Source organism: Niveibacterium sp., from assembly GCF_041909475.1.
Taxonomy (GTDB): Bacteria; Pseudomonadota; Gammaproteobacteria; order Burkholderiales; family Rhodocyclaceae; genus Niveibacterium.
Map to the genome: position 1 here is coordinate 12,706 of NZ_JAYRDJ010000042.1, position 22,437 is coordinate 35,142.

Genomic DNA, 22,437 nt, shown 5'->3' on the forward strand with positions numbered 1-22,437 from the left:
GAGCGTGCTGTTTGATCTGCCGTACGCGCAATATCTCGACGCGGGCCCGACAGCGTTGCCGGGTCTGACCTTCCGAGAAGGTCGGGCGGTGCTGGGGAATGGTCGTGGCTATCTCGGCGTACTGACACCGGCCGCACTAGCTCGGATCGGCGCGCCCTCTCAAGACGAGATCGTGGGCGATGCACTGTCGGCCTATCTGTCGGTGATGCTGCAAGGTGTCCGCAGCGGCGCGGGTGCGGCGCAAGGCGATGGGGCGGCCGACTTGCTGCGCTTTGCCAATCCGAGGGGCGAGCGCCATCGCGTGCATAGCGATCCGACACTGCGTAATGCCTTGTTCTCTCGGGGGCCTGAGCAGGGGCTGGTGTTCGAGGCAATGCTGGTGACGGATCACGACGTGGTGATGCGTGTTGATCCGTTCATGCGGGTGGAGCAGGTTGGGAATGCCGGCTTTGGGTGTTTCTTCGATTGCGCTGCGCCGGTGCGGGTCTTCCTCGCGGGTGCGGCTGTGCGCCGCGTGTTCGACTTCTCGGTAACAGCCTAGCGAGAACCGTCTGGTGACAGCGGCGTATCATCGACCGCCTTACAATCCGGAGTAGGCAGCATGGCGATCGGTGTTCTGATCATCGGGGATGAAATCCTCTCAGGCAGGCGCGAGGATAAGCATCTGCCCAAAGCGATTGCACTGCTCAAGGCAAGGGGCATGCGGCTGGCGTGGGCGCGTTATTGCGGTGACGAACGCGAGCGGCTGATTGCCACCTTGCGCGACTGTTTCGCGAGCGGCGATACCTTCTTCTCGTTCGGCGGCATCGGTGCGACGCCAGACGATCACACGCGGCAGTCCGCCGCTGCTGCGCTGGGTTTGCCGTTGGCGCTGCATTCCGAAGCCGAAGCGGAGATCCGCGCCCGCTTCGGTGCTGAAACAACTCCCAACCGGCTGGAAATGGGCACCTACCCGGAAGGGGCGCGGATCATTCCAAATCCCTATAACCGGATTCCCGGCTTCTCGGTCCGGAATGGCCACTTCGTGCCCGGCTTCCCGGTGATGGCGTGGCCAATGCTCGAATGGGTGCTGGACGGCGAACTCGCGTCATTGCATCACGCAGAGCCCTACGTCGAATCCTCGATGTGGGTGTTTGATGCGCAGGAGAGCCAGATCACCATGCTGATGCAGACGGTACAGGATCAGTTTGGCGTGACGGTGTTCAGTTTGCCGAATGCACATGCACCTGGCGGGCGTCGTCAGATTGAGCTGGGTGCCAAGGGAGAACCCGCCGCCGTGGCCGAGGCGATGGAGACGCTGAGAACGTCGCTGAACGCACTGGGTTTCGCGACAGAGGCGCTGGCCGGCGCATAAAAGCGCCGCACAAAAGAAAAGGCCGCAGGGTTGCGCTGCGGCCTTAAGTCGGACGTCACGCATCGCGCCTGCACGCGACGCCCGATGGAGGGCTGTTGCAGGGCAGCCGGAGGGCTGCCCTTGTCAGGCTGCGATCAGGCGGCCTTCTTCGACGCCTTGGCCGGTGCGGAACCGCTGACGGCCTTGACGGTCGCGTCGGTTGCGGCGGTCACGTTGGCTTCGGCGATCTCGGCGACTTGCTTGGTGGCCTTAGTCAGGCTGTCATAGGCCGAGTTGGCGGCGGCGATGGCCGACTTCACTGCGGCGATGGCGACATCGGAGCCGGCCGGTGCCGACTTGGCGGCCTTGTCCAGCGTTGCGGACACCGACTTGTTCACCTCGGCCAGCTGACCTTCGACCAGCTTGGAGATTTCTTCCTGCGCTTGCGCACCGATTTCGTAGACGCTGCGCGAGTAGGCAACGCTCTTCTCGACGATCGGCTGGGCCAGCGAGGTCTGCAGCGTCAGCAGTTCTTGCACGTCCTTGGCGCCGAGCACGGTCTTGGCGTTGGCGATGCTGTCTTCCAGCAGCGCGCGTGCGGCGGTCAGGTTGAGGTTGGCCAGGCGCTCTGCGCTGGCAAACGCGGTGTTGGCAATGCTCAGCAGCGATTCGACTTGGGCCTTGCTGACAGCAGCGAATTGTTCAGGGGTAGCGAACATGGTTGATCTCCTTTGATTGACTCAGGGGCAAAAAATTTTGCACCGCAACAATTCCGATTATAGAGACGACTTTCGTCTCGTCAAGCATTTTTTGTTGCGGTGCAATATCTGGCGCGGCAGCCAAGTGGATTGTTCGCTAAGCGTATGATTCAAAGGAGAATTGACGCCGTGCATCGAAACCTTCTGTGCGCCGCTCGATGCGCAGTTTGCGCCCTGCGACATGACGGAAGGATGACGGCGTTCAGCCCGTTTTCAGCGATGCGTGAAGCGGGCTGTGCGTTTTTCGAGGAATGCGGCCATGCCTTCGCGCTTGTCCGCCAGCGAGAATGCGGCGTGAAACACGCGACGCTCGAACAGCAGGCCTTCGGAAAGGCTGCTCTCGAAGGCCCGGTTGACCGATTCCTTGATCATCATGACGACCGGCAGGGAATAGCTCGCGATCGTTTCTGCTGCAGCGAGTGCTTCGTCGAGCAAGCGCTCGGCCGGCACGACGCGTGACACCAAGCCGGCGCGCTCCGCTTCGTGCGCGTCCATCATGCGGCCGGTAAGGCACAGATCCATGGCTTTGGCCTTGCCGATCGCGCGCGGCAGGCGTTGTGTGCCGCCGGCGCCCGGCAGGATGCCGAGTTTCACTTCAGGCTGGCCGAAGCGCGCCGTTTCGGCGGCGATGATGAGGTCGCACATCATCGCCAGTTCGCTGCCGCCGCCCAGCGCAAAGCCTGCGACCGCCGCGATGATCGGTTTGCGGCAGCTTTTGATGCGTTCCCAGTTGCGGGTGATGAAGTCGGACTTGTAGACGTCGACGTAGTCCCAGCCCGCCATGGCGCGGATGTCCGCGCCCGCGGCGAAAGCCTTCTCGGAACCGGTGATGACGATGGCACCGATGTCGTCGTCGCGCTCAAAACTGCTCAGCGCGTCTCCGAGCTCGTCGATCAGCTGGTCGTTCAGCGCGTTGAGCGCCTTGGGCCGGTTGAGTGTGATGAGGCCGACGCGCGCGCGGCGCTCGACCAGAATCGTCTGGTAGTCCATTCCCCCTCCGTTGGATGTGGCCGCTGGCCGCACCCCCCGGAGCGGCCGCGGGCGGATAGCCTAGCGCTGGCCGGTGGCGGCAGGCTTGCCGCCCGCGTCCTGCTTCTTCGGCTGAATCGTGACCTTCACGCGTGCGTCGGTGTTCTGCACGACGGTGGCGTTGGGGCCGTTGGTGACGAGGTAGGTCTCGTTGTAGCCGTCGTAGTTGATGTACTGGCCGCTTACGTCGTCCTTGCCGCTGACGACCTTGGCGCGGTTGAACAGCTGCACCAGATCGGTCTTGGCGTCGTATTCGATGCGCTCGGCCTCGCCATCAACCCATTCTTCCTTCTGCTCGCGTTTCTGGCGGAAACGCGCGAGGCCACCTTGGCCGCCGGTGGCGGTGCCTTTCTGGAAACCCTCGATGTCCTGCGTCACGACGATCTTGTCGGACAGAATCGTCAGCGTGCCCTGCGTGAGCTTCACGCGACCTTCGAAGATCTGGACCTTGTTCTTGTCGTCGACGGTGACGCGGTCCGCTTCGATGTTGACCGGTTTGTCGCGGTCGGCGCGCTCGGCGTGCGCCGGTGCAACCGACGCCAACAGGATGCCAGCGAGCAGCAGTGAGCTTGCGATGCGTGCGAGAGTCATTGCCCGCTTCCCTTCGTATTGCGGTAGAGCGTTGCGCGGGCTTGTCCGATGATCGCAACGCCATTGATCTGGTCGATTTCGAGGCCGATGCCGTCGATGATGGATTGCCCGCGAGTCATGTGTACCGGCTTGTCGGTGACGGCCTTCTCTTCGTCCGGGCGAACCGTGATCTCGGTCGTCTCGAAGGTCATCTCGGGCACGCCTTCGGCCGCGTCGCGGCGGCCGCGGACTTCCCCGCTCAGCAGTACTTCATCGCCGGGCCCGGAAATGCGGGCCTTTTGCGCCGTTACGTGCAGCGTCTGCGGTTTGCCGAAGTGCTGCAGATTTGCTTCTTCGACATGCGTGCTGTCGTCATCGGGATAGTGGCGAGCGATGGCGGCTTCCAGCACATACAGGCGCTTTCCGGTGGCGTCGAAGCGCTCCTGCACGGATCGCGTTGCGACCATGTCGGGGTCGTGCCGGAAGCGGCCGTCGGCGCGTGAAGCCTGCCCGCTGACATAGCGCTCAAGCCAGAACGCGGTGCCGGCCAGCAGCGCCGCGAGCAGCACCGGAAACAGCGCGGACCAGGTGCGCTTCATCAGTCGGCCAGGTAGCGCGCGTGGAAGGCGTCGAGCTTGCCCTGCGCGGCCAGGATGAAATCGCAGACTTCACGTGCGGCGCCGCGTCCGCCGGGGCGGCTGGCGACCATGTCGACGTGGTTGCGCACCAGCGGGTGGCCGTCCGCAGTGGTTGCCGAGAAACCGCAGGCGCGCAGGATCGGCAGATCGACGACATCGTCGCCCATGTAGCCGGCTTGCGTGGCATCGAGCTTCAGTTCGCCAAGCAGGGTGTGCAGCACGGCGCGTTTGTCCTCCACGCCTTGGTAGAGGCGCTCGATCTGCAGGTTGGCGCAGCGTTGTTCAAGCGCTTTGGAGCGGCGCCCGGTGATGATGGCCAGTTCGATACCGGCTATTTGCAGCATGCGCAGGCCGTGGCCATCCAGCGTGGAGAAGCCCTTCATCACATCGCCATCCGCGGTGAACCAGATGGTGCCGTCGGTCAGCACGCCGTCGACGTCGAATGCCATCAGTTTGAGGCGTGCAGCGCGTTCGTGTGCGCGATCCATCAGATTACCTTTGCGTCCATCAGGTCGTGCGTGTTCAAGGCGCCGACCAGCTGTTTCGTGTCGTCGATCACCAGGATCTGGTTGATGCGTGCGCGTTCCATGGTGGCGGCGGCTTCTGCCGCGAGCGCGTCAGGCGCGATGCTGCGCGGATTGCGGTGCATCACGTCGGCCACCTTCAGGCCGCGCATGTCGGTTTCGGCGCCGAGCAGCCGGCGCAAGTCGCCGTCGGTGAAGATACCGATGGCGTGGTTCTGTTCGTTGACGATTGCGGTCATGCCCATGCCGCCGCGTGTGACTTCCAGCAGCGCCTCGGCGAATGTGGCGGACTCTGGCACGCGCGGGATGCGCTCGCCGGTGCGCATTACGTCGGAAACGCGCGTCAGCAACCGGCGGCCGAGTGCCCCGCCAGGGTGGGAGCGCGCAAAATCGTCCGGGCCGAAACCGCGCGCATCGAGGAGTGCAACCGCCAGCGCGTCGCCGAGCGCGAGGGCGGCCGTCGTGCTCGCAGTGGGCGCAAGGTTCAGCGGGCAGGCTTCGCGCTCGATCGTCGCGTCGAGATGTACGTCGGCGAGCTTGGCGAGCGCGGAGGAGGGGTTACCGGTGATTGCGATCAGGTGCGCACCGTGGCGCTTGATCAGCGGCGCGATCGTCAGCACTTCAACTGTGGTGCCGGAGTTCGACAGCGCGATCACGATGTCGGACGCGGTGATCATCCCGAGATCGCCATGCGCCGCCTCCGCCGCATGCACGAAATAGGCTGGCGTGCCGGTGGATGCGAAGGTGGCGGCGAGCTTGCGGCCGATGTGGCCCGACTTGCCGACGCCGGTGACGATGACCCGGCCACTCGCGCCGAGGATCATTCGCGTCGCCGCGACGAAACTGCCGTCCAGCTTGCGCGCCAGCGTCAGTACCGCTTCGGCTTCAATCGACAGCACATCGCGGCCGAGCGACAACAATTCGTCGTCAGTCGCCCGGGAAACGGCTTGTGGCTTGGTTTCTTGCATGGTCGCGCAACGGTTAAACTCGACCTTCATTATAACAGACGGGTCCTGCCGCCCTTTCGCGCCGGGGCGCGCTGATTCCACGCCAATGTCACCGTTGCATACGCTCGATTTCGTCCTGTTGCTGCTTGCCGCTTCGGTGGTCGGCGTGATGCTGTTTCATCGCATGCGCCTGCCGGGTGAGTTGGCCTATCTCGCCGTCGGTGCGCTGATCGGGCGGGCGGGGCTGAACCTGATCCCGGATGAATCGAGCGCACGTGCGTTGGCCGAGTTTGGCGTCGTGTTTCTGATGTTCACGATCGGCCTCGAGTTCTCGTTGCCGCATCTGATGAGCATGAAGCGGCTGGTGTTCGGGCTCGGTGCGGCCCAGGTCGGCGCGACAACGCTGCTGACGCTCGCGTTCGGCGCGTTGCTGGGTGTGCCACCCGGGGCGGCGCTGGTCCTCGGCGGGGCGCTCGCGATGTCCTCAACGGCGTTGCTGTCAAAGCTCCTGATCGACCGCATGGAACTTGATGCGCCGCACGGCCGCATGGTGATGGGCGTGCTGCTGTTCCAGGACTTGGCGGTGGTGCCGCTGCTGGTGCTGATCCCCGCGCTGTCGCAGCCGCCGGAGGCGCAGTTGCAATTGCTTTTGCTGGCGGGCCTGAAGGCGACAGTACTGCTCGCCGCCGTGCTGTATTTCGGGCAGCGCCTACTCGGCCGCTGGTTCTTGCTGGTGGCGCGGCGGCGTTCGTCGCAGCTGTTCATGCTCAACGTGTTGCTGGTGACGCTCGGGCTTTCCTGGCTCACCGAGCATTTCGGCCTATCGCTCGCATTGGGCGCCTTTGTCGCGGGGATGCTGATTTCCGAGACCGAGTATCGCTATCGCGTGGAAGAGGACATCAAGCCCTTCCGCGACGTGTTGCTCGGCCTGTTCCTCGTCACGGTCGGCACCTTCCTCGATGCGCGCGTGATCTTCGGGCATCTGCCGCTGGTGCTCGGCATGCTGGTCGGTATTCTGGTGACGAAGTTCGCTGTGGTGTTCGCGGCCTCGCGACTGTTCGGTGCGACGCCCGGTAACGCGGTGCGCAGCGGCCTGTGGTTGTGCGCTGGCGGCGAGTTCGGTTTCGTGCTGCTGTCGCAGATGTCCGCCTACAAGTTGGGGAGCGATGCGCTGATCCAGGCGGCCGTTGCTTCGGTGGTGCTGTCGCTACTCGTGGCACCTTTCATCGTGCAGGCGAGCAACAAGCTGGTGATGCGTTTCGTCGCCTCCGAATGGCTGTTACGCTCGATGGAGCTGACGCGTGTGGCCGCACAGTCGATGACCACCGAACGGCATGTGATCATCTGTGGCTATGGCCGTACGGGCCAGTTGCTGGCGCGTTTTGTCGAGAAGGAAGGCGTCGGCTATGTCGCCCTGGATCTCGACCCGGATCGTGTGCGCGAGGCCGCGGCGGCAGGCGAAACCGTGGTTTACGGCGACGCGGCGCGGCGCGAAACGCTGATCGCCGCAGGGGTCGCGCGTGCGGCGGCAATCGTTGTTTCGTATGCGGATGTGGGGTCCGCCTGCCGCGTGACGGATCTGGTGCGCGAGCTGAGGCCCGATATCCCAGTGGTCGTCCGTGCGCTTGAAGAGGCGCAACTCGAGAAGCTGACGGCCGCCGGCGCGGCAGAGGTGGTGACTGACATCTTCGAAACCAGCATCACGCTCGCCAGCCACACCATGGCACTCACGGGCGTGCCGCTATCTCGCGTGATCCGCCGTGTGCGGGACATCCGCTCTCAACGCTACGCACTGATGCGCGGCTACTTCCACGGCCGATCCGACGTTGCGGACGATCCCGATGCGACGCTGGAAAGGCTTCACTCGGTGGCACTGCCCGACGGCGCCGGCTGCATCGGTCGGTCAATCGCCGAGCTGGAATTGCCGGAGGCGGGGGCAAAAGTTTCCGCCGTGCGACGGCGCGGGGTACGCGCGATCAACCCGGAATCGGATCTGGTGTTCGAGATGGGCGACGTGGTAGTGCTGCTGGGGACGCCGGAGTCGCTGGCGGCGGCAGAGGCGAGGCTGTTGCAGGGGGTGTGAAGGACACCGGGCCGCCTATGCTGCCCGGTGTCGTCGCGTAGCACGATCAAAAACCCATACACACGATGTAGGAATCGCCGTCGACGACGGATCCTGATGACAGGGGAGTCAACTTAAAGCCGCCGTCGGCTGCTGTCAGCGCTTTCGTCGTAACCATTGATCCAGTTGCTGGGTCTCCGTCATCCATGAGCGCGTCTAGCGGAATAACGCGGCGCCCGCGAACGTTGTTGGCGCAGATGTAGAGCACGCCGCGCAACCGGGTGGTGTCGTTGCTGATCGGGGAACTGGTAAGCCCGAAGACCCCGAGATCCGTATGTTTGGGGTTTCCGTCGGTGACTTCGCCAGTAAGCAGGCCGGCTCTACGAAGATGTTCCCACGCGCAAATCGGCTCCGTCGATGAGTCTTTCGCCGCAAACGGATCACCGTCAATAACGCCGTTGCCCGCGCCCGTCACGCTGCATGCTCCGGTGCCCCATCGACCGGTCGTGCCCCCGGCCTTCGTATCGTCGCCTGGGAGTGCCCGATATTTGTCCTGATAAGTCAGTACCGCGACCGAGATGGCCCGCATGTCTTGCGCGATGTTCTTGACCTTGGCGCTCTCGATCAGCTCCTGGCCTTTCAGGACGCCGCCGAGCAGCAGGCCGATGATGACCAATACAATCGCGATCTCGACCAGGGTGAAACCGGCTTGCCGTTTCATGATGAAATTCCGTTGGAGGCTGTGTGCGTGAAGATCTGAGCATGATCCGTGCCCATTTTTCGGGGCGGCGATTTCGCTCTACTTGCAAGGCTTTAAAGCCCGTGTCTCGCTGCGCCACAAAGCGATCTGTCGAAATTTCGACACTTGGACGACGTAATCTGGACGGTCCTTCCGCATGTCAGTGATCGCCTCTGAGCACTGGCGCGATGCGGTCCGCAAACCGGGCCACGCCTTGGCCGCGATGCTGGCCTGCCTGCAGCTCGCGCTGGTGGCGGGCTACGACACATGGCCCGGACGCATGCTGCTGACCGCACACCTGGGGGCGTTTCTGCTGTGGCAACCGATGGTCGCGGCGAATCGCCGGCTCGATGCGATGCCTCTGGTGCTGCTGCTTGCAGGTTTGGTCGTGTTCCAGTTGGCGCTCGGCTGGGTCAGTCTCTCGGTCTGGCTTTGCATGCTGGCGGGCTTGGTCGTCGCGCAGGCGGCCAGCCGAAGCGGGCGGCGCGAACGTTTTCCGGACCTGCTTGGTTTTGGCTACCTGGTCCTCGTCCTGCTCGCCTGGGTCGTGCCCTTCGGCGCGCCGTTGGACCCGGATGTGCGGCAACTGCTTGCGCGACTGGCGCGCAACGCGGGTTACGTCGTTGTGCTCGCGGTTGCATTGTCGGCGCTGTTGAAACGTCGCCAGCGCACTGGCGCCTTACCCGATTTCGCGGCAGCCGCAACGGCGATGCTCGCGGTCGGCGTGATCGTGCTAACGGCGCTGGCTTTCATGTTTCTTGCCGGCGCTTCCTACGAGCGGGCACTCCTGCAGTCGGTGGGGTCTGTGGCGTTGGTGTTGCTGATGCTTGGCTGGCTCTGGAACCCGCGCGGCGGCTACTCGGGCGTCGCGCTGTTGCTGTCGCGCCGCGCGTTGGCGGGGTCGTTGCCGCTGGAGGAATGGTTGGGAGAGGTGTCGGAGGAGGCGCGTAACGCGCCGTCCGCGACCGCCTTTCTTGCCGCTGCGGCGAAGCGGATGCTTGAGCTGCCCGGGGTTACGGGTGTGGCATGGCAGGCTGAGCCGGGTCTGCAAGGCAGCGTGGGTCGCCTTGGCCGCCATGCCAACCGGATCGTTCACGGCGATCTGGCGGTCACCATCGGCACGCGTGGCGCGGCGGACGCGGTGACACTGTGGCGTTGGGAATTGATGGTCAACATCCTTGCAGAATTCCTGGTGTCGCGGCGGCAGGCCGCGGATCTGGCGGAGATTGGCTATCTGCGAGCGATCCACGAGACGGGTGCGCGGCTGACGCACGATGTGAAGAACCTGCTGCAGGCCTTCGAGGCGATCCTGTACGCGGCTGACAGCGGCTTCGAACGCGACCCGGAGGGCACCCGTGCGCTGATTCAGCGCCAACTGCCGGCGCTGGCGGGGCGTTTGCGACTTGCGCTTGAAAAGCTCCGGCAGCCGGGTATCGATGCGAGTGAATCGGTATCGCTTCCGGATTGGTGGGCACGTTTGCCGGCGCGCCTGCATGACGTCGCCTGTGTCGGCGAGCCCGACCCAATGCTGAGTGTGCCTGCCGGTTTGTTTGATCGATTTGTCGACAACTGTGTGCAGAACGCGCGTGACAAGGCCGACGTACGCGGTCGCCCCAACATTGTGGTGCGGCTATCCGGGGCCGGGCGAGATTTCTCCCTGGAGGTGCGCGACGATGGCCAAGCGGTGCCGCCAGAGCGGGCGATGCGATTGCTGCGCGAGCCTGTGGCATCGGACGCCGGGCTTGGTGTAGGGCTGATGCAGTTGGCGCGCGAGGCGGCCTTGCTCGGTTGGCGCGTGCGTCTGGCGGAGAATCGCGATGGCGCCGTGTGTTTCCGGCTCGACCGCCCTCAGGCCGGCGATACGACTTGCTGAGGCGCGTCCGGCTGTGCGCTAACCAGGTCGCGGCGGGCCGACAGACGATGCACGACCACCGTCCCCTTGCCCTTGATCGGCACGATATGCGGCGGGTCGAACGCGAAGCGGTTGCGCAGCCGGTCGTAGGTGGCTGCATCGCACTGGATTGACCCCGGCGCGCCTTCGCCGGTGATCCGGCTCGCGAGGTTCACCGTGTCGCCCCACAGATCGTAGATGAACTTCTTCTTGCCGACCACGCCAGCAACGACCGGGCCGGTGCCAATGCCGATCCGCACGCGCAGCGGGTTGGCCCCGCGCGCGCCGGCACCCGCAAGCCAGTCGCGCATGTCCAGCGCCAGTTGGGCGACAGCCTCGCAGGGGTCACGCAGGTCGGTGTTGAGGCCGCCGGCCACCATGTAGGCGTCGCCAATCGTCTTGATTTTCTCCAGACCGTGCCGCTCCGCCATCTCGTCGAACTGCGAGAAGACGCGGTTCAACATGCCGAAGACCTGCTGCGGTGTCATATCCGACGCGAGCTCGGTGAAGTTAACGATGTCGGCAAACATTACCGTGACTTCAGCGAAGCCATCCGCGATGGTGCAGTCATCGTCTTTGAGGCGCTGCGCGACCGGGTGAGGCAGGATGTTGAGCAGCAGGCGCTCGGAGCGCTCCTGCTCGATATGCAGCTGACGATGCGCGTCTTCCAGCTCTCCGCGCGCCTTCTGCCGCTCGACAATCGCGAAACGCATCAGCAGCCAGACGATGGTCGAGATCGTCGCGAAGTTGAGCGTAAAGAAAGCCATCGAGGCTTTCAGGGGCACGGGTGACGGCGCAGCGACAAGGTAGTCGGCGAGCAGGAAATCGAAGGTGCCGGTCAGCAGCGTCAGGAACACATAGGCGGCAAACCAAGGCACGGACTCGCGTGGCCCGGCGCACAGCAGCGCGCCGACGGGCGCAAGCAAACCCCACAGGATCACGCCCGACGCGGTGACGAAATTGCCCAGTGCCCACTGCGCGATGAAGGGGAAGAACAGGAAGATCGCCAGCTGACTGAAGCGGAACACCGCGAAATTGCCGCTCGCGGCGTAGATCAGCAGGTTCGCGGCCACCAGCACCTGCAGCACGAAGGGCAGCGTGGTTGAGAGTTTCGGGCCTAGCGCCCAGTAGATCAGCAGCCAGCCGATCGCCGCCACGGAGACCAGGCCGCTGGCCAGCACCAGCAGCGCCTTCTGCAGCCGCAGTTCTTCGCTGTCGTTGGGGGTGATGCCTGCGTTCCGCAGGCGTTCAAGGAAGCTCATCGTGCCGTGCATGATGCCAGACAGTGTGTCGCCGTGATGCGACGCCGATCAAGGCAGCTTGCCGGCGGTAATCATGCGGTTGAACAACACGTAGCGCGATAGCCAGATAACCTCGTCGTCAAACGCGCCGCCCGGTGCCGCTGCGTTCTCGCTGACGTCTCGCGCGATCACCACCGAAGCGCTCGTCGTGCCGTTCGTAGTCTCGTCGTTGCCAGCTGCGTCACCGTTGATCAGGTTTCCGTCCGGCGTGGTGCCAAAAAGGCCGTTGGCGCCGTAGGACCAGATCGCTGCGACCACAGCGTCATCACTGGCAAGCCTTGTGCTGCCGCCTTGGCCTGCCTGGATGGTCAGTTTGCTGGCTGGGATCGCGGTATCGAGCGTGATCGGTGGTGACGCATCGCTCACTTCGTTGCTCGTGGCGTAGGCGAGCCGACGCCCGTAGCCGTCGATTGCAACCACGCCCAATGAGGCCCATGCAAGAAGCCCGCGCCGTGATTTGCAGACGCGGGTGTTCGGGTCGCGGTTCTCCAGCCCCTGATCCGGGGCACCGCCAATCGCCGGGCAAGGCAGATGGCCGTTGGCCGCCGCGAACGCCAGCAGCGCCTCGCGGGCTTCGTCCAGCGCCGCTCGCGTTTCAGCCGTCTGGCGTTGCGTCATCTGTACGCGCACCGCCATCAGCACGCTGGCTCCGAGAATGGCGATCACGGTCATCGCAACGGCGAGTTCGATCAGGGTGAAGCCGCGGCTCGTGGGCCGATTGCTGGCGTGGGTCATGGTGTCGGAGTGCGGACGAGTCGGGGGGGGCTTGCAACGCTGAATTCCGCTTGCCAGCCGGGCAGCGCGAGTCGTGCGCTGTCGGGGTCGATCGGGGCGTACTGCGTGTAGTCGAGCCAGCCGTTGAAACACAGCCATTCAATCGAATAGTTGCCGGCGGCGCTGCCGACGACTTCGCGTTCGGGTGTGCCGCCCGGTCCAATGATGGGAAGACCATCGGACCCGAGCTTGTCACGGGTCACGATGTAGTGAGCGCATCCGTCGATGTCTTGCACCTCAATCGCCGGGTTCACGGTCGTTGCGCTGGGGCGCGGTGTGTCGGGCGCGGGGAATGCGTGCCGAATCGTCGGATTGAGAAAATCCATCTTCAAGTGAGCGCTCAACGGGTCCTGGAATTCGCCCGGGCTCATGCTCGGGATAGAGCTCGGCCCGAAGAGAAAGCGCAAGCCGGTCTTGGCCGGAACGTCGCGTCCGGCCAGTTCGATCAGGACGCGAGCCTTGGCCGCTGCGAACAGCTTGTCAGACGTGAGGCCCATGCTCCGGTCGTTGAAGGTGTTATCCGGATTGCCAGTCACGAAACTTGGTCCGCCGCTGGCGTTGTTGATGCCGTCGCGGCTTTCCAGAAACGCGTTGGCGCTACCGCCGTTGCAACCGGTGCCGGTGCTCGTTCGCGACTGACCTGACAGCGCGCGCCCAGGGGCGATGATCACGGCGACGACCTGCTGGCTCTGGCCGGTTGTGCTGTCGCGCAGGTTGAGTTCCCCGGTGTAGTCCGGATTCAGGGCCGGCTGGGATCGGCTAGCGCCGCGCCATGACGGAGGGAGCTGGCTTCGCGCGCCGGGCGATAGCGCGTACCAAAGACATTCGCCGCTGCCGTCCAGCGGAGGAGAGATACCCAGCGTGCGCCAGGGCAGGCGACCGATTGCGTTCGGGGCACAACTGCCGTCGGCGAAGCCGTCGTTGTCGAGGTCGGGGCACAGCAGGCTGCCGGGCGAGCTGTCTTCCCATGCGGCATGGGCGATTAGCGCATCTCGCGCGAGTTGCAGTGCCTTGTCGGTGCGGATACTTGCCCGCAGGTCGAAGCTGCCGAATGTGCGCAGGGTCTTGACCGCGACGAAGACGGCAAGGGCGCTCAGCAGGATCAGCAGGATCGGCAGCGCGAAGCCACCGGAGCCTTTTGCCTTCACCGTGCGCCGTCGTCGGCAACCATGCGGACCGAAGCGCCCACCGGCAGCTCGATGGATTGTCCGTTGCCGGTGGCGACGCGCGCGCTGCGCTCGCCGATTCTGAGCACCGAACTGCGGTCGTTGCGTGCGACGCCGTTTACCCACACCGTGCTGCGTCCGTCGCTGGTGCGAACGATGCCGTCCAGCCGCAATTCGCTATCGGCAGGCGCGGCGACGCCCGGTTCGACGTTGCGTTCGCGCATGCTGTCGAGTTTTGCGCGCCGTTCTGCCGTGTTGAACAGGCGGCCGAGCGGGGCGGATGGGTCGGGCGGGGCGCTTTGCGCGCAGACCGGGCCGGCAGCCAGCAGCAGGATCAGGGTGGTGAGTTTCATGGGGTATGCGGGCCTGGAGTACCAAGCGTAATCCAGTCTAGCTCACAAACCGCAGACAGGGGAGCGCCCTCGGTTGCGGTGTCGGAACCGCGGTCCAGCGTACAGCGACGCGGCAGCACGGTGGCGCTGCGCAGTGCGCGCAAGTCTGAGAGGAGGCGCAGCAGATCGCCCTCGTGCCACAGTTGGGTGCGCAGCGTCATCGTGCTGGCTTGAAGCGGTAGTTCCGGCGTTGCGGCGGCGAGGCTGCGTTGCGGCGCGAGCTCGAATTCCAGTTGTGCCAACTTTCGCTGTGTGCGCTCGCGCGTCAGCGCTTCGGCCCATTCGAGGCGGCGCTCGGGGCCGATCACACCTTGCTGGCGCAGGTTCTCGAATCGCGTCAGTGCGCGCCGGATTTCGGGTTCGTCCTGCTGGGCGCGGCTGAGGCGAGCGGCAATCGCGTCGCGCTCATCGCTCGCGCGGCGGTAGTCCGCCTCAGCCTGCTGTTTGCCGCGCAACGCGACCGACAGCGCGGCGAAGCCAATGCCGATCATGCCGGCAGCCAGCAGCATGGCCAGCACGAAGCGGCGCATCGCGGGGGCGTTGATCAACGCGACCTCCCTTCCGGGTAGCTCGCCTTGAGCACGAATCGCGACTCGGGTTCGCGCGGGCCTGTACTGCTGCGCAGTGTGCGATCCGAGGTGTATTCGAACGGAAGCCGCACGATGCTCGCATCGATGGCGCCCTCGCGCCGGATGTCGTCGAGCAGGGCGTTGATTGCCATCACCGCTTCGCGTTGGCTCAGGCCGGCGGTGCCGGGCAAGCTGGCTTCCAGGGTCAGCTGATCGCGCACCGGCTGTGCGGCCGGGGCCGCTGGTGCTGCGCCGGGGGGGCGGGTGCCGTTCGCACGGTCGAGCGCTTCCGGCGCGAGCGACCATTCGACACGCCGGAGCTCGACGCCTGGGTGGCGATCCATCGCCCGGCTGAGTCGCACCAGCGCATCCGCCGGCCCGTTCGCCAGTTTGTCGAGGCGTTCAAAGCCGCCGATGCCGGCCTGCAGCGCGTCGAGCGACACCGGCAGCTTCGGCAGCGTGGCGAGCAGGCGCTCATAACGCAGATGGCGCCCGCGCGTGTCGAGTTCGATCTCTTCGATCGACTGCCGCAGGGCGCGGGTGTCGAACACCGTTTTGCTGGCAAACAGCAGGGCCGCGCTCATGCCGACGAGGCCGCACGCGATTGCGATCCGCCGCGCGACCCACCAGCGCCATGCGAGGCGGTCGCGCGCAGGCGCAAACTGCGCTGTGCCGGAGTCGCGAGCCGCCACATGCAGCAACAGTGGCGTCGAATCCGAATCTGCAGGCGGGCTGCGCAGACCGAGCGCTTGCGCGCGCTCGACTGGATCGACGAGCACATAGCGCAGCACATCCGAATCGACGCAGGCGTTACGCACTGCTGCCATGTCGTGCTCATGGGCCAGCACCGCGGTGACGATCGGCGTGCCGCGCGCGATCACCCGCTGGGTGACGAGATACTGATAGGTTTTCTGGACCTCGAACGGAATCGCTGCACCCCAGGCCGCGGTGTGGGATTCGGCATTCGTGGCGAGGCGCGAGAAGCGCAGGTTGCCGTCTTCGAACAGCGTCTGGCGCAGGCCGGCTGGCGTGAGCGTGACGACCAGCAGGCGTGCATGACTGCGCACCTGTTGCCGCAGCACATGTTGCAGCAGCAACGCCGGTGAGGTGATGCCGGTGAGCACCACATCGGCGGTGCGCAGGCGCTCCATCCACGGGTCGAGCAGGGCCGGGCGCGTCAGCGCAGCGAACAGGATGCGCTCATCGCGCCGCCCGCCGCGCTCGCGCCCGAGCGAGATGGCCGTTGCGTAAGGCGAGCCGTAGAAATGCTGGTTCTGCTTGCGCGCGATCAGCGCGCGGCGATCCGGCCCCACCACATGCGGCGTGGTGTCGACCTGAAAGCCTTCTTCAACGCAATCCGCCAGCAAGGTGAAGTGCGCCCCGCGGCATTGCTCAAGCCATGCACTGAAACTTGCAAGGCCCGCATCGTCGCCCTCGAAGCGCGGACCGGGACTCAGATCGCCGGACTGCCAGAACCAGCTGGCGAGACCGCTCGTGTCGAGGTAGAGGAGATAGCGCAGGGACACGTCAGACCTTCATGCGCGTGATGATGTCGTAGATCGGGCCGAGTACCGACATCATCACCCATAGCAGCAGCGCGCCGAGCAGCAGGGTGAGCAGCGGTTCCAGCATGGCCTGCACGCGGGCGATGGATTCGCGCACGTCGCGTTCGTAGAAGTAGCTGACATTCTCGAGCGCCTTGTCGAGCGCACCTGTGTTCTCGCCGATGCGCAACATGCGCGTGACCAGGGGTGGAAACAGGCCGACCTTGCCGAATGCGGCGGTGACGTTCTGCCCCTCGGCGATGTGCTGTTCCACCTGCCCCAAGGCGCGTTGCACCAGCTTGTTGCCGGCCACATCCTGCGCGATGCGCACTGCGTCGATGATCGCGATGCCGGAGCCGTACATCATCGAGAACAGTGATGCGAAGCGCGCCAGCACGATCTTGCGATACACATCGCCGAACAGCGGTGCCGAGAGTTTCGCACGATCGATCCGCACCTGCATGCCCGGGTGATTGAGGGCCAGCAGGCGCAGGCCGACCGCACTCGCGATGAACAGCCCCAGCAGCCAGCCCCCGTAGTTGCTCACGATCTGCGATACCCAGATCAGGATGCGGGTGTGAAGCGGTAGTTGCTGGCCGGTGGAGAGGAACAGCCGCGAGAGTTCCGGCACCACGTAGATCATCGATACCCCGATGGCGGCGAAGATCACCGTCACCACGATGCTCGGGTAGATCACCAGCCGCCGCGTGTAGCTTGCCAGTTCATCTTCGCGTTTGAGCGATTCGTTTAGCGCGCCGAGCACCTCGGGCAGGTTGCCGGTTGCTTCGCCGGCGCGGATCAGCGCGCAGAAAACCGAATCGAACGCACTCGGCTGTTCCTGCATTGCTTGCGACAGGCTACGCCCGCCCTCGATGCTTTCGACGAGGCCGGCGACGATTTCGCGGAAACGCGGGTGCACCGTTGAATCGCGCAGGTCGCACAGCGATTCGAGGATCGGTACGCCGGCGCGTGTCAGTTGTTCAAGGTGGAAGCAGAAGTGCATCAGTTCGCGGCGTGGAATCTTGCCGCGCCGCCAAGCAATGCTGGTCCGTGCCGCTTCGCCGTTGATGAAGTCGAGATCCATGCGGCGTAGCCGCAGTTCGAGGTCGACCAGGTTGATCGCCTCCATCTCGCCGCGGATCACGCGGCCAGTGCGGTTCATTGCGCGGTAGGCGAACACGGCCATGACGGGCGTGGCCTTACGACATGCGATCGGTCAGGTCGACGACGCGGGCGAGCTCTGCCAGCGAGGTCGTGCCGTCCAGAACGCGCCGCACGCCGTCTTCGGCGAGCGTACGGAAACCCTTGGCGCGCGCGGCGTTTCGGATCTCGCGCAAGGTGGCGCGGCGTGCGACCAGTTCATCGAGGTCGCCATCCATGCGCACGACTTCCATGATCGCGCTGCGGCCTTTGAAGCCCTGGAATTCGCAGCGCGTACAGCCACCCGGTTCATGGATCGCAGCGGGTGCGCGCTCCGGCGCGATGCCCATCAATCGCAGCTCGAAGGCCTCGGGCGCGCGGGCGCGCTTGCAGTGCGGGCACAGCTTGCGCACCAGGCGCTGGCCGACGACGCCGATGATGTGGCCCGACATGATGTCCGGCTGGATGCCGATATCCAGCAGCCGCGGGATCACACCGAGTGCGGAATTCGTATGCAGGGTGGAATACACCTGATGTCCGGTCATCGCGGCGCGGAAGGCCATCTCGGCGGTGTCTGCATCGCGGATCTCGCCGACCAGGATCACGTCCGGGTCCTGCCGCATCATCGCGCGCACCCCGTTCGCAAAGTCGAGCTTCGTGGCTTCCGAAATCGAGGTCTGGCGGATCATCGGCATCGGGTATTCGACCGGATCCTCCAGCGTCATGATGTTGATGCCTTCGTCGTTGATGTGGCGAAGGATCGAATACAGCGTGGTGGTTTTGCCGCTCCCAGTCGGGCCGGTGACGAGGATGATGCCCTCGGGCCGCGCGATCATCAGCTTGAGCATGTCGAGCTGGGTTTCGGCCAGCCCCAGATCATCGAGCGGCACGATGCCCTTCTGGCGATCGAGCACGCGTAGCACGATGTTCTCGCCGTGGATCGTCGGCTGCGCGGATACGCGGAAGTCCACCGGCCGGCCGCTGATGTTGATCGAGATGCGGCCATCCTGCGGCGCGCGCGTTTCGGCGATGTTGAGGTTGGACATCACCTTCAGGCGCACGGCCATCGCCGCCCAGTACGAGCGGTGCAAGGCGCGGATCTGCCGCAGCATGCCGTCGATGCGGTAGCGGATGCGCAGGAAGTTGGCTTCCGGCTCGAAGTGGATGTCCGAGGATTCGCGCTTCACAGCATCGGCAAGTAGCGCATCCACGAGGCGCACGACCGGCTGGCTGTATTCGTCACCCGAATACGCGAGGCTGCGGAAGTCGACCTCGCCGGTCTCGATCTCGTTGAGGATGCCGTCGATCGAAAGTTCGTAGCCGTAGTGCTGGTCAATCGCGCGGACGATCTCGGAATCGCCGGCGAGCAGCGTCTCGATCGAGATGTCGTCGGGCAGCGAACTGCGCAGCTTGTCGAGCGCAACGATGTCGTCGAGATCGGAGATGGCCACCGTCAGCGCGCGCCCTTGCGGGTCGAACGACAGCGGCAGCAGGCGGTGCCGTTTTGCCAGCTCTTGCGGCACCAGGCTCAGCGCGATCGGGTCGACAATCGCGCGCGACAGATCGACCGCCTGCTTGCCCAGTGTTTCCGACAGCGCATCGCGCAGCGTGCTTTCCGAGACGAAGCCGAGTTCGATCAGTAACTTGCCAAGCGCCTGATTCGTGCGCGCCTGTTCCATCAGCGCGATGCGGAGCTGGTCTTCGCCAATCAGGCCCTGCGTGATCAGCAGTTGGCCCAGCGGCTGGCGGTTGAGAGAGAACGGGTCGGTCATCCGGTCAGGGCGTGGCGAGCGATTGGGCGCGGCGCATCGCGGCGCCACGGTCGAAGGCGGCCGGGCGCTTGTCGGCCGCCAGCAGCGCGCGTTCGTAGTATTGCCGCGCGAGGCGCGGCTGGTTCACGCGGTCGAGCGCAACGGCCAGGTTGAAGAGGTAGTCCGGGTTGTCCGGCTCCAGCGTGTGCGCGCGAAAGTAGGCCTGCTGTGCTTCGTTCCAGCGGCCGGCGGCGGCCTGCAGGTTGCCCAGTGCGAAGTGGTTGCTGGCGCTGTCCGGCTGTTCCGCGATGGCGGTCTTCAGGCGGCTCTCTGCAGCCAGCGGGTCGGCCTCGCGCCCAAGTGCAAGCATGCCGGCGCTGGCGACCGGGTCTTGCGGATTGTTCATCAGCGCGCGCGCGAAGTATTGCTCGGCTTCCTTTGCCTGGCCCTGGCGCAGTGCGGTGGCGGCCAGCCCGTTGAGGGCGTCGGCCGCGCGCGGGTCGCTGCGTAGCGCTTCCTGGTACAGCGCGCGCGCAACCACCAGATCGCCGCGTTCGTAGGCGGCATAAGCGGTGTCGATTGCAACGGCGGCTGGCGAGCGCGCCGCCGCGCCGCCTGAGCGCACAGACACGGCGCCTGCGTTGCTGTCGACCAGATCGCTGACCGACTGTCGCGTGCTGCGGGCCGGCTTGCTTGTTTCCGCCGCCTGTTTCACGGGCGCGCTCGCTGGCGGTGCCGCTCGTTCCGGTGTGGTGGGGGTGGGGGCCAGCATCGGCGGTTCGGTCGGCAGTTCGGCCGTTCCGGCAACACGAGCCGGCGCGATGCCGCTTGCCGGGCTCACGACACCCAGGCTGTGCGGCTGGGTTTGCCACCAGACATAGCCGACGCCGGTGGCTGCGATCACCGCCCCGATGCCGGCGGCCCACCATGCCGGCGATGTGCGCCGTACCGGCTTGGCGCTGAACAGCTGGCGCGCGTTGCGCCGTGCAGCCTCATCAGCGGCCGCGGTCGCACTGGCGGTGGCGCTAGGCAGTGGTGGGCGGGTGGCGCCCGCCACGCTGCGTGGCGCATTGGCCGGTGCTGCCTTGGGGAGATCGGCACTGTCGAGGTCGATCGGCTCCAGCGTCAGCGCTTCGGCGACTTCGGCCGCCGTGGTCGCGTTGCCGCTGCCGACTTGCTGGCGGTTGGCTTCAGCCTTGCGGAGGGCGTCGATCAGCAGGCTCACTGCTTGCTCGCGGGCGAGGGCAGCTGTTCGAGGTTGAGCAGGCTCGGCCCGCTCTCACCCTTGAAGAAGTCGGTGGCTGGCAGCGCGCTCTGCTGGTTGCGATAGTCGCCTTCCAGGCTCGCCTGCCGCACGATCGTCGGGCGCAGCAGGATCACCAGCTCGCTCTTGCGACGTGTGTCATTGCGGTTCTGGAACAGCGCACCGACCAGGGGCAAGCCAGCGGCGACCGGTACCGTGTCCTTGTTCAGATCGATCGCGTCTTCCATCAACCCGCCCATTACCGCCACATTGCCGTTCTCGACGCGGATCACCGAGTCGATCTCGCGCGAGCGGATGATCGGCACCTGGTTCGTGATGCCGAGCGGCTTCAGTACCGGGTTCGGGTCGTTGGCGTAGCCGGAGATCCGCGTCAGGCTGGGCCGTACATTGAGTGTAACGGTGTCGTTGTCGGCGATCTGCGGTGTGACGTTCAGCACCAGCCCGACTGGCACGGAGTGCAACTCGGTGTCGTAGGTGATCTGCGTCTGCGTCTGGTTCTGGTTCGACGTTGTGTTGATCGTGAAGTACACGGTGTTGTCGACCACCTTGAGTACCGCGGTCTGGTTGTTCAGCGCCGAAATCTTGGGACTCGAGAGCACCTTGGTGGTGCCGAAGGAGTCGAGCAGTTTCACGGTGCCCATGAAGCTGCCGCCGGACGAGGTGAAACCGATCTCGATCAGGTTTGCGGTGGGGCCGGTGATTGCACCGGAGGCCTTCTGCACGATGCTCAGCCCAGTACCGGATAGGTTCAGCTTGCTCCAGTCGATGCCCTGCTGATAGTTGTCGGACAGCTCGACCTCGGCGATCGTGGCCTCGATCAACACTTGGCGCCGCGCGCTGTTGACGACCTTGTCGATGAACTCCTGAATCTTCTCGTGCTGGCGCGAAGTGGCACGCACCGCCAGGATGCCAGCTTCCTTGTTGGCGATGACCGAGGCCGACTCGCGAAAGCGCACCACCTGGGTGGGCCATTGCCCGAGCGCTTCGTCGTTGTCACCGTCGGCAGTGCCGCGCCGGGTGGCCGTGGCGTAGCAATTACGCATCGCGTCGGCATCGTCCGGGTAGAGCTTCTTGCAGCGGTCGAGCTGGTATTTGTCCTGCTGCACGGCGGCGTTGCCGCGCGCCATCTGCCTGCTGGCCTGGGCCGTACCGGGGCGCGATTCGTCAATCACGACCGTATTCGCGGGCTCGGTAATGACGCGATCGGTTTCGCGAAGCAGGTCTTTGACGTTCTGGATCAAGGTATCCCAGAAGCGGTTCTGCGACTGGTTTTCCACCCGGCTGAAAGAACTGTTGTTCGAGCCTCCCACGCCGCCGGTGCGGCCTGAGGTTCGATCAGTACTGCCGCTGGTCGCCGCGATTTCGCTCAGGATCGACACCGCCCCGGTGGTGTCCCGGTTCATGTTCACATAGTCGATCTTGTAATTGCGCAGGAAAGGCGAATCAGGCATCACCAGCAAGGTGTTGCCCTGCATCTCCCAGCGCATGTCGACCTGCTTGGCGATGCGTGCCAGCAGTTGCGGCAGCGTCTGGTCCAGAGCGTTCAGCGTGACCATACCCTCCAGCCCCGGATGCACATCCACATTGATGCGGGCGTCGCGGGAGAGGGCGAAGAGCAGGTCCTGCACCTTCACGTTATGTACCACCACCGAATGGGTGTCGGTGTGCGCGGCGGCCCTGGGCTTCGGAAGCGCGAAGCTCTGCGCGACCGGGTCGGGAATCGGGGCGGCTGCGCTGTTTGCAGCGGCCGACGGGGCTGGCGTCGTTGCGATGTGTTTGGTCGCATCCGGTTGGACCGGGTTTTGCGCACAGCCGGCCAAACCCAGCAGGGCGGCGGCGGAAAGGGCGGAAACAGCGCGTCGCGTCATGGACGGGGTCCGGCTTCCTCTGGGGCGATTGGATCTGATCCCATCTTAACTGAATTCGATTCGGCCGCGGCCGGCGCGGCCTTGGCAGCTTGTGCCTTGCGCAGCGCAGGGCGAATGCTCGCAACGGGCCGCACATACGGGCGGCTGGCGCGCAGCCACTCGGGCGACTTCGCCAGC

General features: G+C 65.1%; 21 protein-coding genes. 4 read left to right on the forward strand and 17 right to left on the reverse strand.

The window, feature by feature from the left end; translation table 11 throughout:
• Positions 1-4: 4 nt before the first annotated feature.
• Together ACE3P0_RS18990 and ACE3P0_RS18995 are read left to right on the forward strand one after the other, a co-directional pair.
• Positions 5-541, forward strand: coding sequence for a hypothetical protein (locus ACE3P0_RS18990; protein ID WP_374404356.1), 537 nt, complete (start codon positions 5-7; stop codon positions 539-541).
• A gap of 60 nt (positions 542-601) precedes the next feature.
• Positions 602-1,354, forward strand: coding sequence for a competence/damage-inducible protein A (locus ACE3P0_RS18995; RefSeq protein WP_374404357.1), 753 nt, complete (start codon positions 602-604; stop codon positions 1,352-1,354).
• A gap of 134 nt (positions 1,355-1,488) precedes the next feature.
• Here the strand turns inward: ACE3P0_RS18995 and ACE3P0_RS19000 are convergent, their stop codons facing one another.
• The 6 genes from ACE3P0_RS19000 to ACE3P0_RS19025 all read right to left on the reverse strand — a co-directional run bounded on the left by ACE3P0_RS19000 (position 1,489) and on the right by ACE3P0_RS19025 (position 5,820).
• A complete protein-coding gene (locus ACE3P0_RS19000) occupies positions 1,489-2,052 on the reverse strand; it encodes a phasin family protein (RefSeq protein ID WP_172203502.1) in 564 nt (187 codons plus the stop codon).
• Positions 2,053-2,304: 252 nt separating this feature from the next.
• Entirely contained in the window at positions 2,305-3,081 is a 777-nt protein-coding gene (locus ACE3P0_RS19005) for an enoyl-CoA hydratase (protein ID WP_374404358.1), read from the reverse strand.
• A gap of 60 nt (positions 3,082-3,141) precedes the next feature.
• Entirely contained in the window at positions 3,142-3,711 is a 570-nt protein-coding gene (lptA, locus tag ACE3P0_RS19010; protein ID WP_374404359.1) for a lipopolysaccharide transport periplasmic protein LptA, read from the reverse strand.
• On the reverse strand, positions 3,708-4,289 hold the full coding sequence (gene lptC, locus ACE3P0_RS19015; RefSeq protein WP_374404360.1) for an LPS export ABC transporter periplasmic protein LptC: 582 nt from the start codon (positions 4,287-4,289) through the stop codon (positions 3,708-3,710). The genes lptA and lptC overlap by 4 nt, the downstream gene beginning before the upstream one ends.
• On the reverse strand, positions 4,289-4,816 hold the full coding sequence (locus tag ACE3P0_RS19020; RefSeq protein WP_374404362.1) for a KdsC family phosphatase: 528 nt from the start codon (positions 4,814-4,816) through the stop codon (positions 4,289-4,291). The genes lptC and ACE3P0_RS19020 overlap by 1 nt, the downstream gene beginning before the upstream one ends.
• Positions 4,816-5,820 (reverse strand): SIS domain-containing protein, encoded by a 1,005-nt coding sequence (locus tag ACE3P0_RS19025; protein ID WP_374404363.1) that lies wholly within the window; start codon positions 5,818-5,820, stop codon positions 4,816-4,818. Before ACE3P0_RS19025 ends, ACE3P0_RS19020 begins: the two co-directional genes overlap by 1 nt.
• Positions 5,821-5,905: 85 nt before the next feature.
• Between ACE3P0_RS19025 and ACE3P0_RS19030 the strand changes: the two genes are divergently transcribed.
• Positions 5,906-7,882, forward strand: coding sequence for a cation:proton antiporter (locus ACE3P0_RS19030; protein WP_374404364.1), 1,977 nt, complete (start codon positions 5,906-5,908; stop codon positions 7,880-7,882).
• A 46-nt stretch (positions 7,883-7,928) separates the two neighbouring features.
• On the opposite strand, the gene ACE3P0_RS19035 is transcribed toward ACE3P0_RS19030, so the two are convergent.
• A complete protein-coding gene (locus tag ACE3P0_RS19035; protein WP_374404365.1) occupies positions 7,929-8,582 on the reverse strand; it encodes a prepilin-type N-terminal cleavage/methylation domain-containing protein in 654 nt (217 codons plus the stop codon).
• 175 nt (positions 8,583-8,757) lie between these two features.
• Between ACE3P0_RS19035 and ACE3P0_RS19040 the strand changes: the two genes are divergently transcribed.
• Positions 8,758-10,473: an ATP-binding protein gene (locus tag ACE3P0_RS19040; RefSeq protein WP_374404366.1), complete on the forward strand. Its 1,716-nt coding sequence runs from the start codon at positions 8,758-8,760 to the stop codon at positions 10,471-10,473.
• Here ACE3P0_RS19040 and ACE3P0_RS19045 read toward each other — a convergent pair.
• From ACE3P0_RS19045 to mshL, 10 genes are read right to left on the reverse strand one after another with little or no spacing between them, the layout of a single operon-like run.
• Positions 10,449-11,753 (reverse strand): adenylate/guanylate cyclase domain-containing protein, encoded by a 1,305-nt coding sequence (locus tag ACE3P0_RS19045; RefSeq protein ID WP_374404368.1) that lies wholly within the window; start codon positions 11,751-11,753, stop codon positions 10,449-10,451. The two genes, ACE3P0_RS19040 and ACE3P0_RS19045, sit on opposite strands and share 25 nt — an antisense overlap.
• A gap of 48 nt (positions 11,754-11,801) precedes the next feature.
• A complete protein-coding gene (locus tag ACE3P0_RS19050; RefSeq protein ID WP_374404369.1) occupies positions 11,802-12,527 on the reverse strand; it encodes a type II secretion system protein in 726 nt (241 codons plus the stop codon).
• Positions 12,524-13,714, reverse strand: coding sequence for a hypothetical protein (locus ACE3P0_RS19055; protein WP_374404377.1), 1,191 nt, complete (start codon positions 13,712-13,714; stop codon positions 12,524-12,526). The genes ACE3P0_RS19050 and ACE3P0_RS19055 overlap by 4 nt, the downstream gene beginning before the upstream one ends.
• Positions 13,711-14,085, reverse strand: a complete 375-nt coding sequence (locus ACE3P0_RS19060) for a hypothetical protein (protein ID WP_374404370.1) — start codon at positions 14,083-14,085, stop codon at positions 13,711-13,713. The genes ACE3P0_RS19055 and ACE3P0_RS19060 overlap by 4 nt, the downstream gene beginning before the upstream one ends.
• Complete coding sequence (locus tag ACE3P0_RS19065) at positions 14,082-14,672, reverse strand: hypothetical protein (protein WP_374404371.1); 591 nt, start codon at positions 14,670-14,672, stop codon at positions 14,082-14,084. The genes ACE3P0_RS19060 and ACE3P0_RS19065 overlap by 4 nt, the downstream gene beginning before the upstream one ends.
• Positions 14,669-16,219 (reverse strand): hypothetical protein, encoded by a 1,551-nt coding sequence (locus ACE3P0_RS19070; protein ID WP_374404372.1) that lies wholly within the window; start codon positions 16,217-16,219, stop codon positions 14,669-14,671. The genes ACE3P0_RS19065 and ACE3P0_RS19070 overlap by 4 nt, the downstream gene beginning before the upstream one ends.
• Before the next feature lies 1 nt (position 16,220).
• Positions 16,221-17,423 carry a type II secretion system F family protein gene (locus ACE3P0_RS19075; RefSeq protein WP_374404373.1) on the reverse strand — a complete coding sequence of 401 codons (1,203 nt, stop codon included), beginning with the start codon at positions 17,421-17,423 and terminating at the stop codon, positions 16,221-16,223.
• A 13-nt stretch (positions 17,424-17,436) separates the two neighbouring features.
• The gene (locus ACE3P0_RS19080; RefSeq protein ID WP_172203518.1) at positions 17,437-19,149 is read right to left on the reverse strand and encodes a GspE/PulE family protein; all 1,713 of its coding nucleotides are present in this window, start codon (positions 19,147-19,149) and stop codon (positions 17,437-17,439) included.
• Positions 19,150-19,153: 4 nt separating this feature from the next.
• On the reverse strand, positions 19,154-20,353 hold the full coding sequence (locus tag ACE3P0_RS19085) for a tetratricopeptide repeat protein (RefSeq protein WP_374404374.1): 1,200 nt from the start codon (positions 20,351-20,353) through the stop codon (positions 19,154-19,156).
• Positions 20,350-22,260, reverse strand: coding sequence for a pilus (MSHA type) biogenesis protein MshL (mshL, locus tag ACE3P0_RS19090; protein WP_374404375.1), 1,911 nt, complete (start codon positions 22,258-22,260; stop codon positions 20,350-20,352). The genes ACE3P0_RS19085 and mshL overlap by 4 nt, the downstream gene beginning before the upstream one ends.
• Positions 22,261-22,437 lie beyond the last annotated feature (177 nt).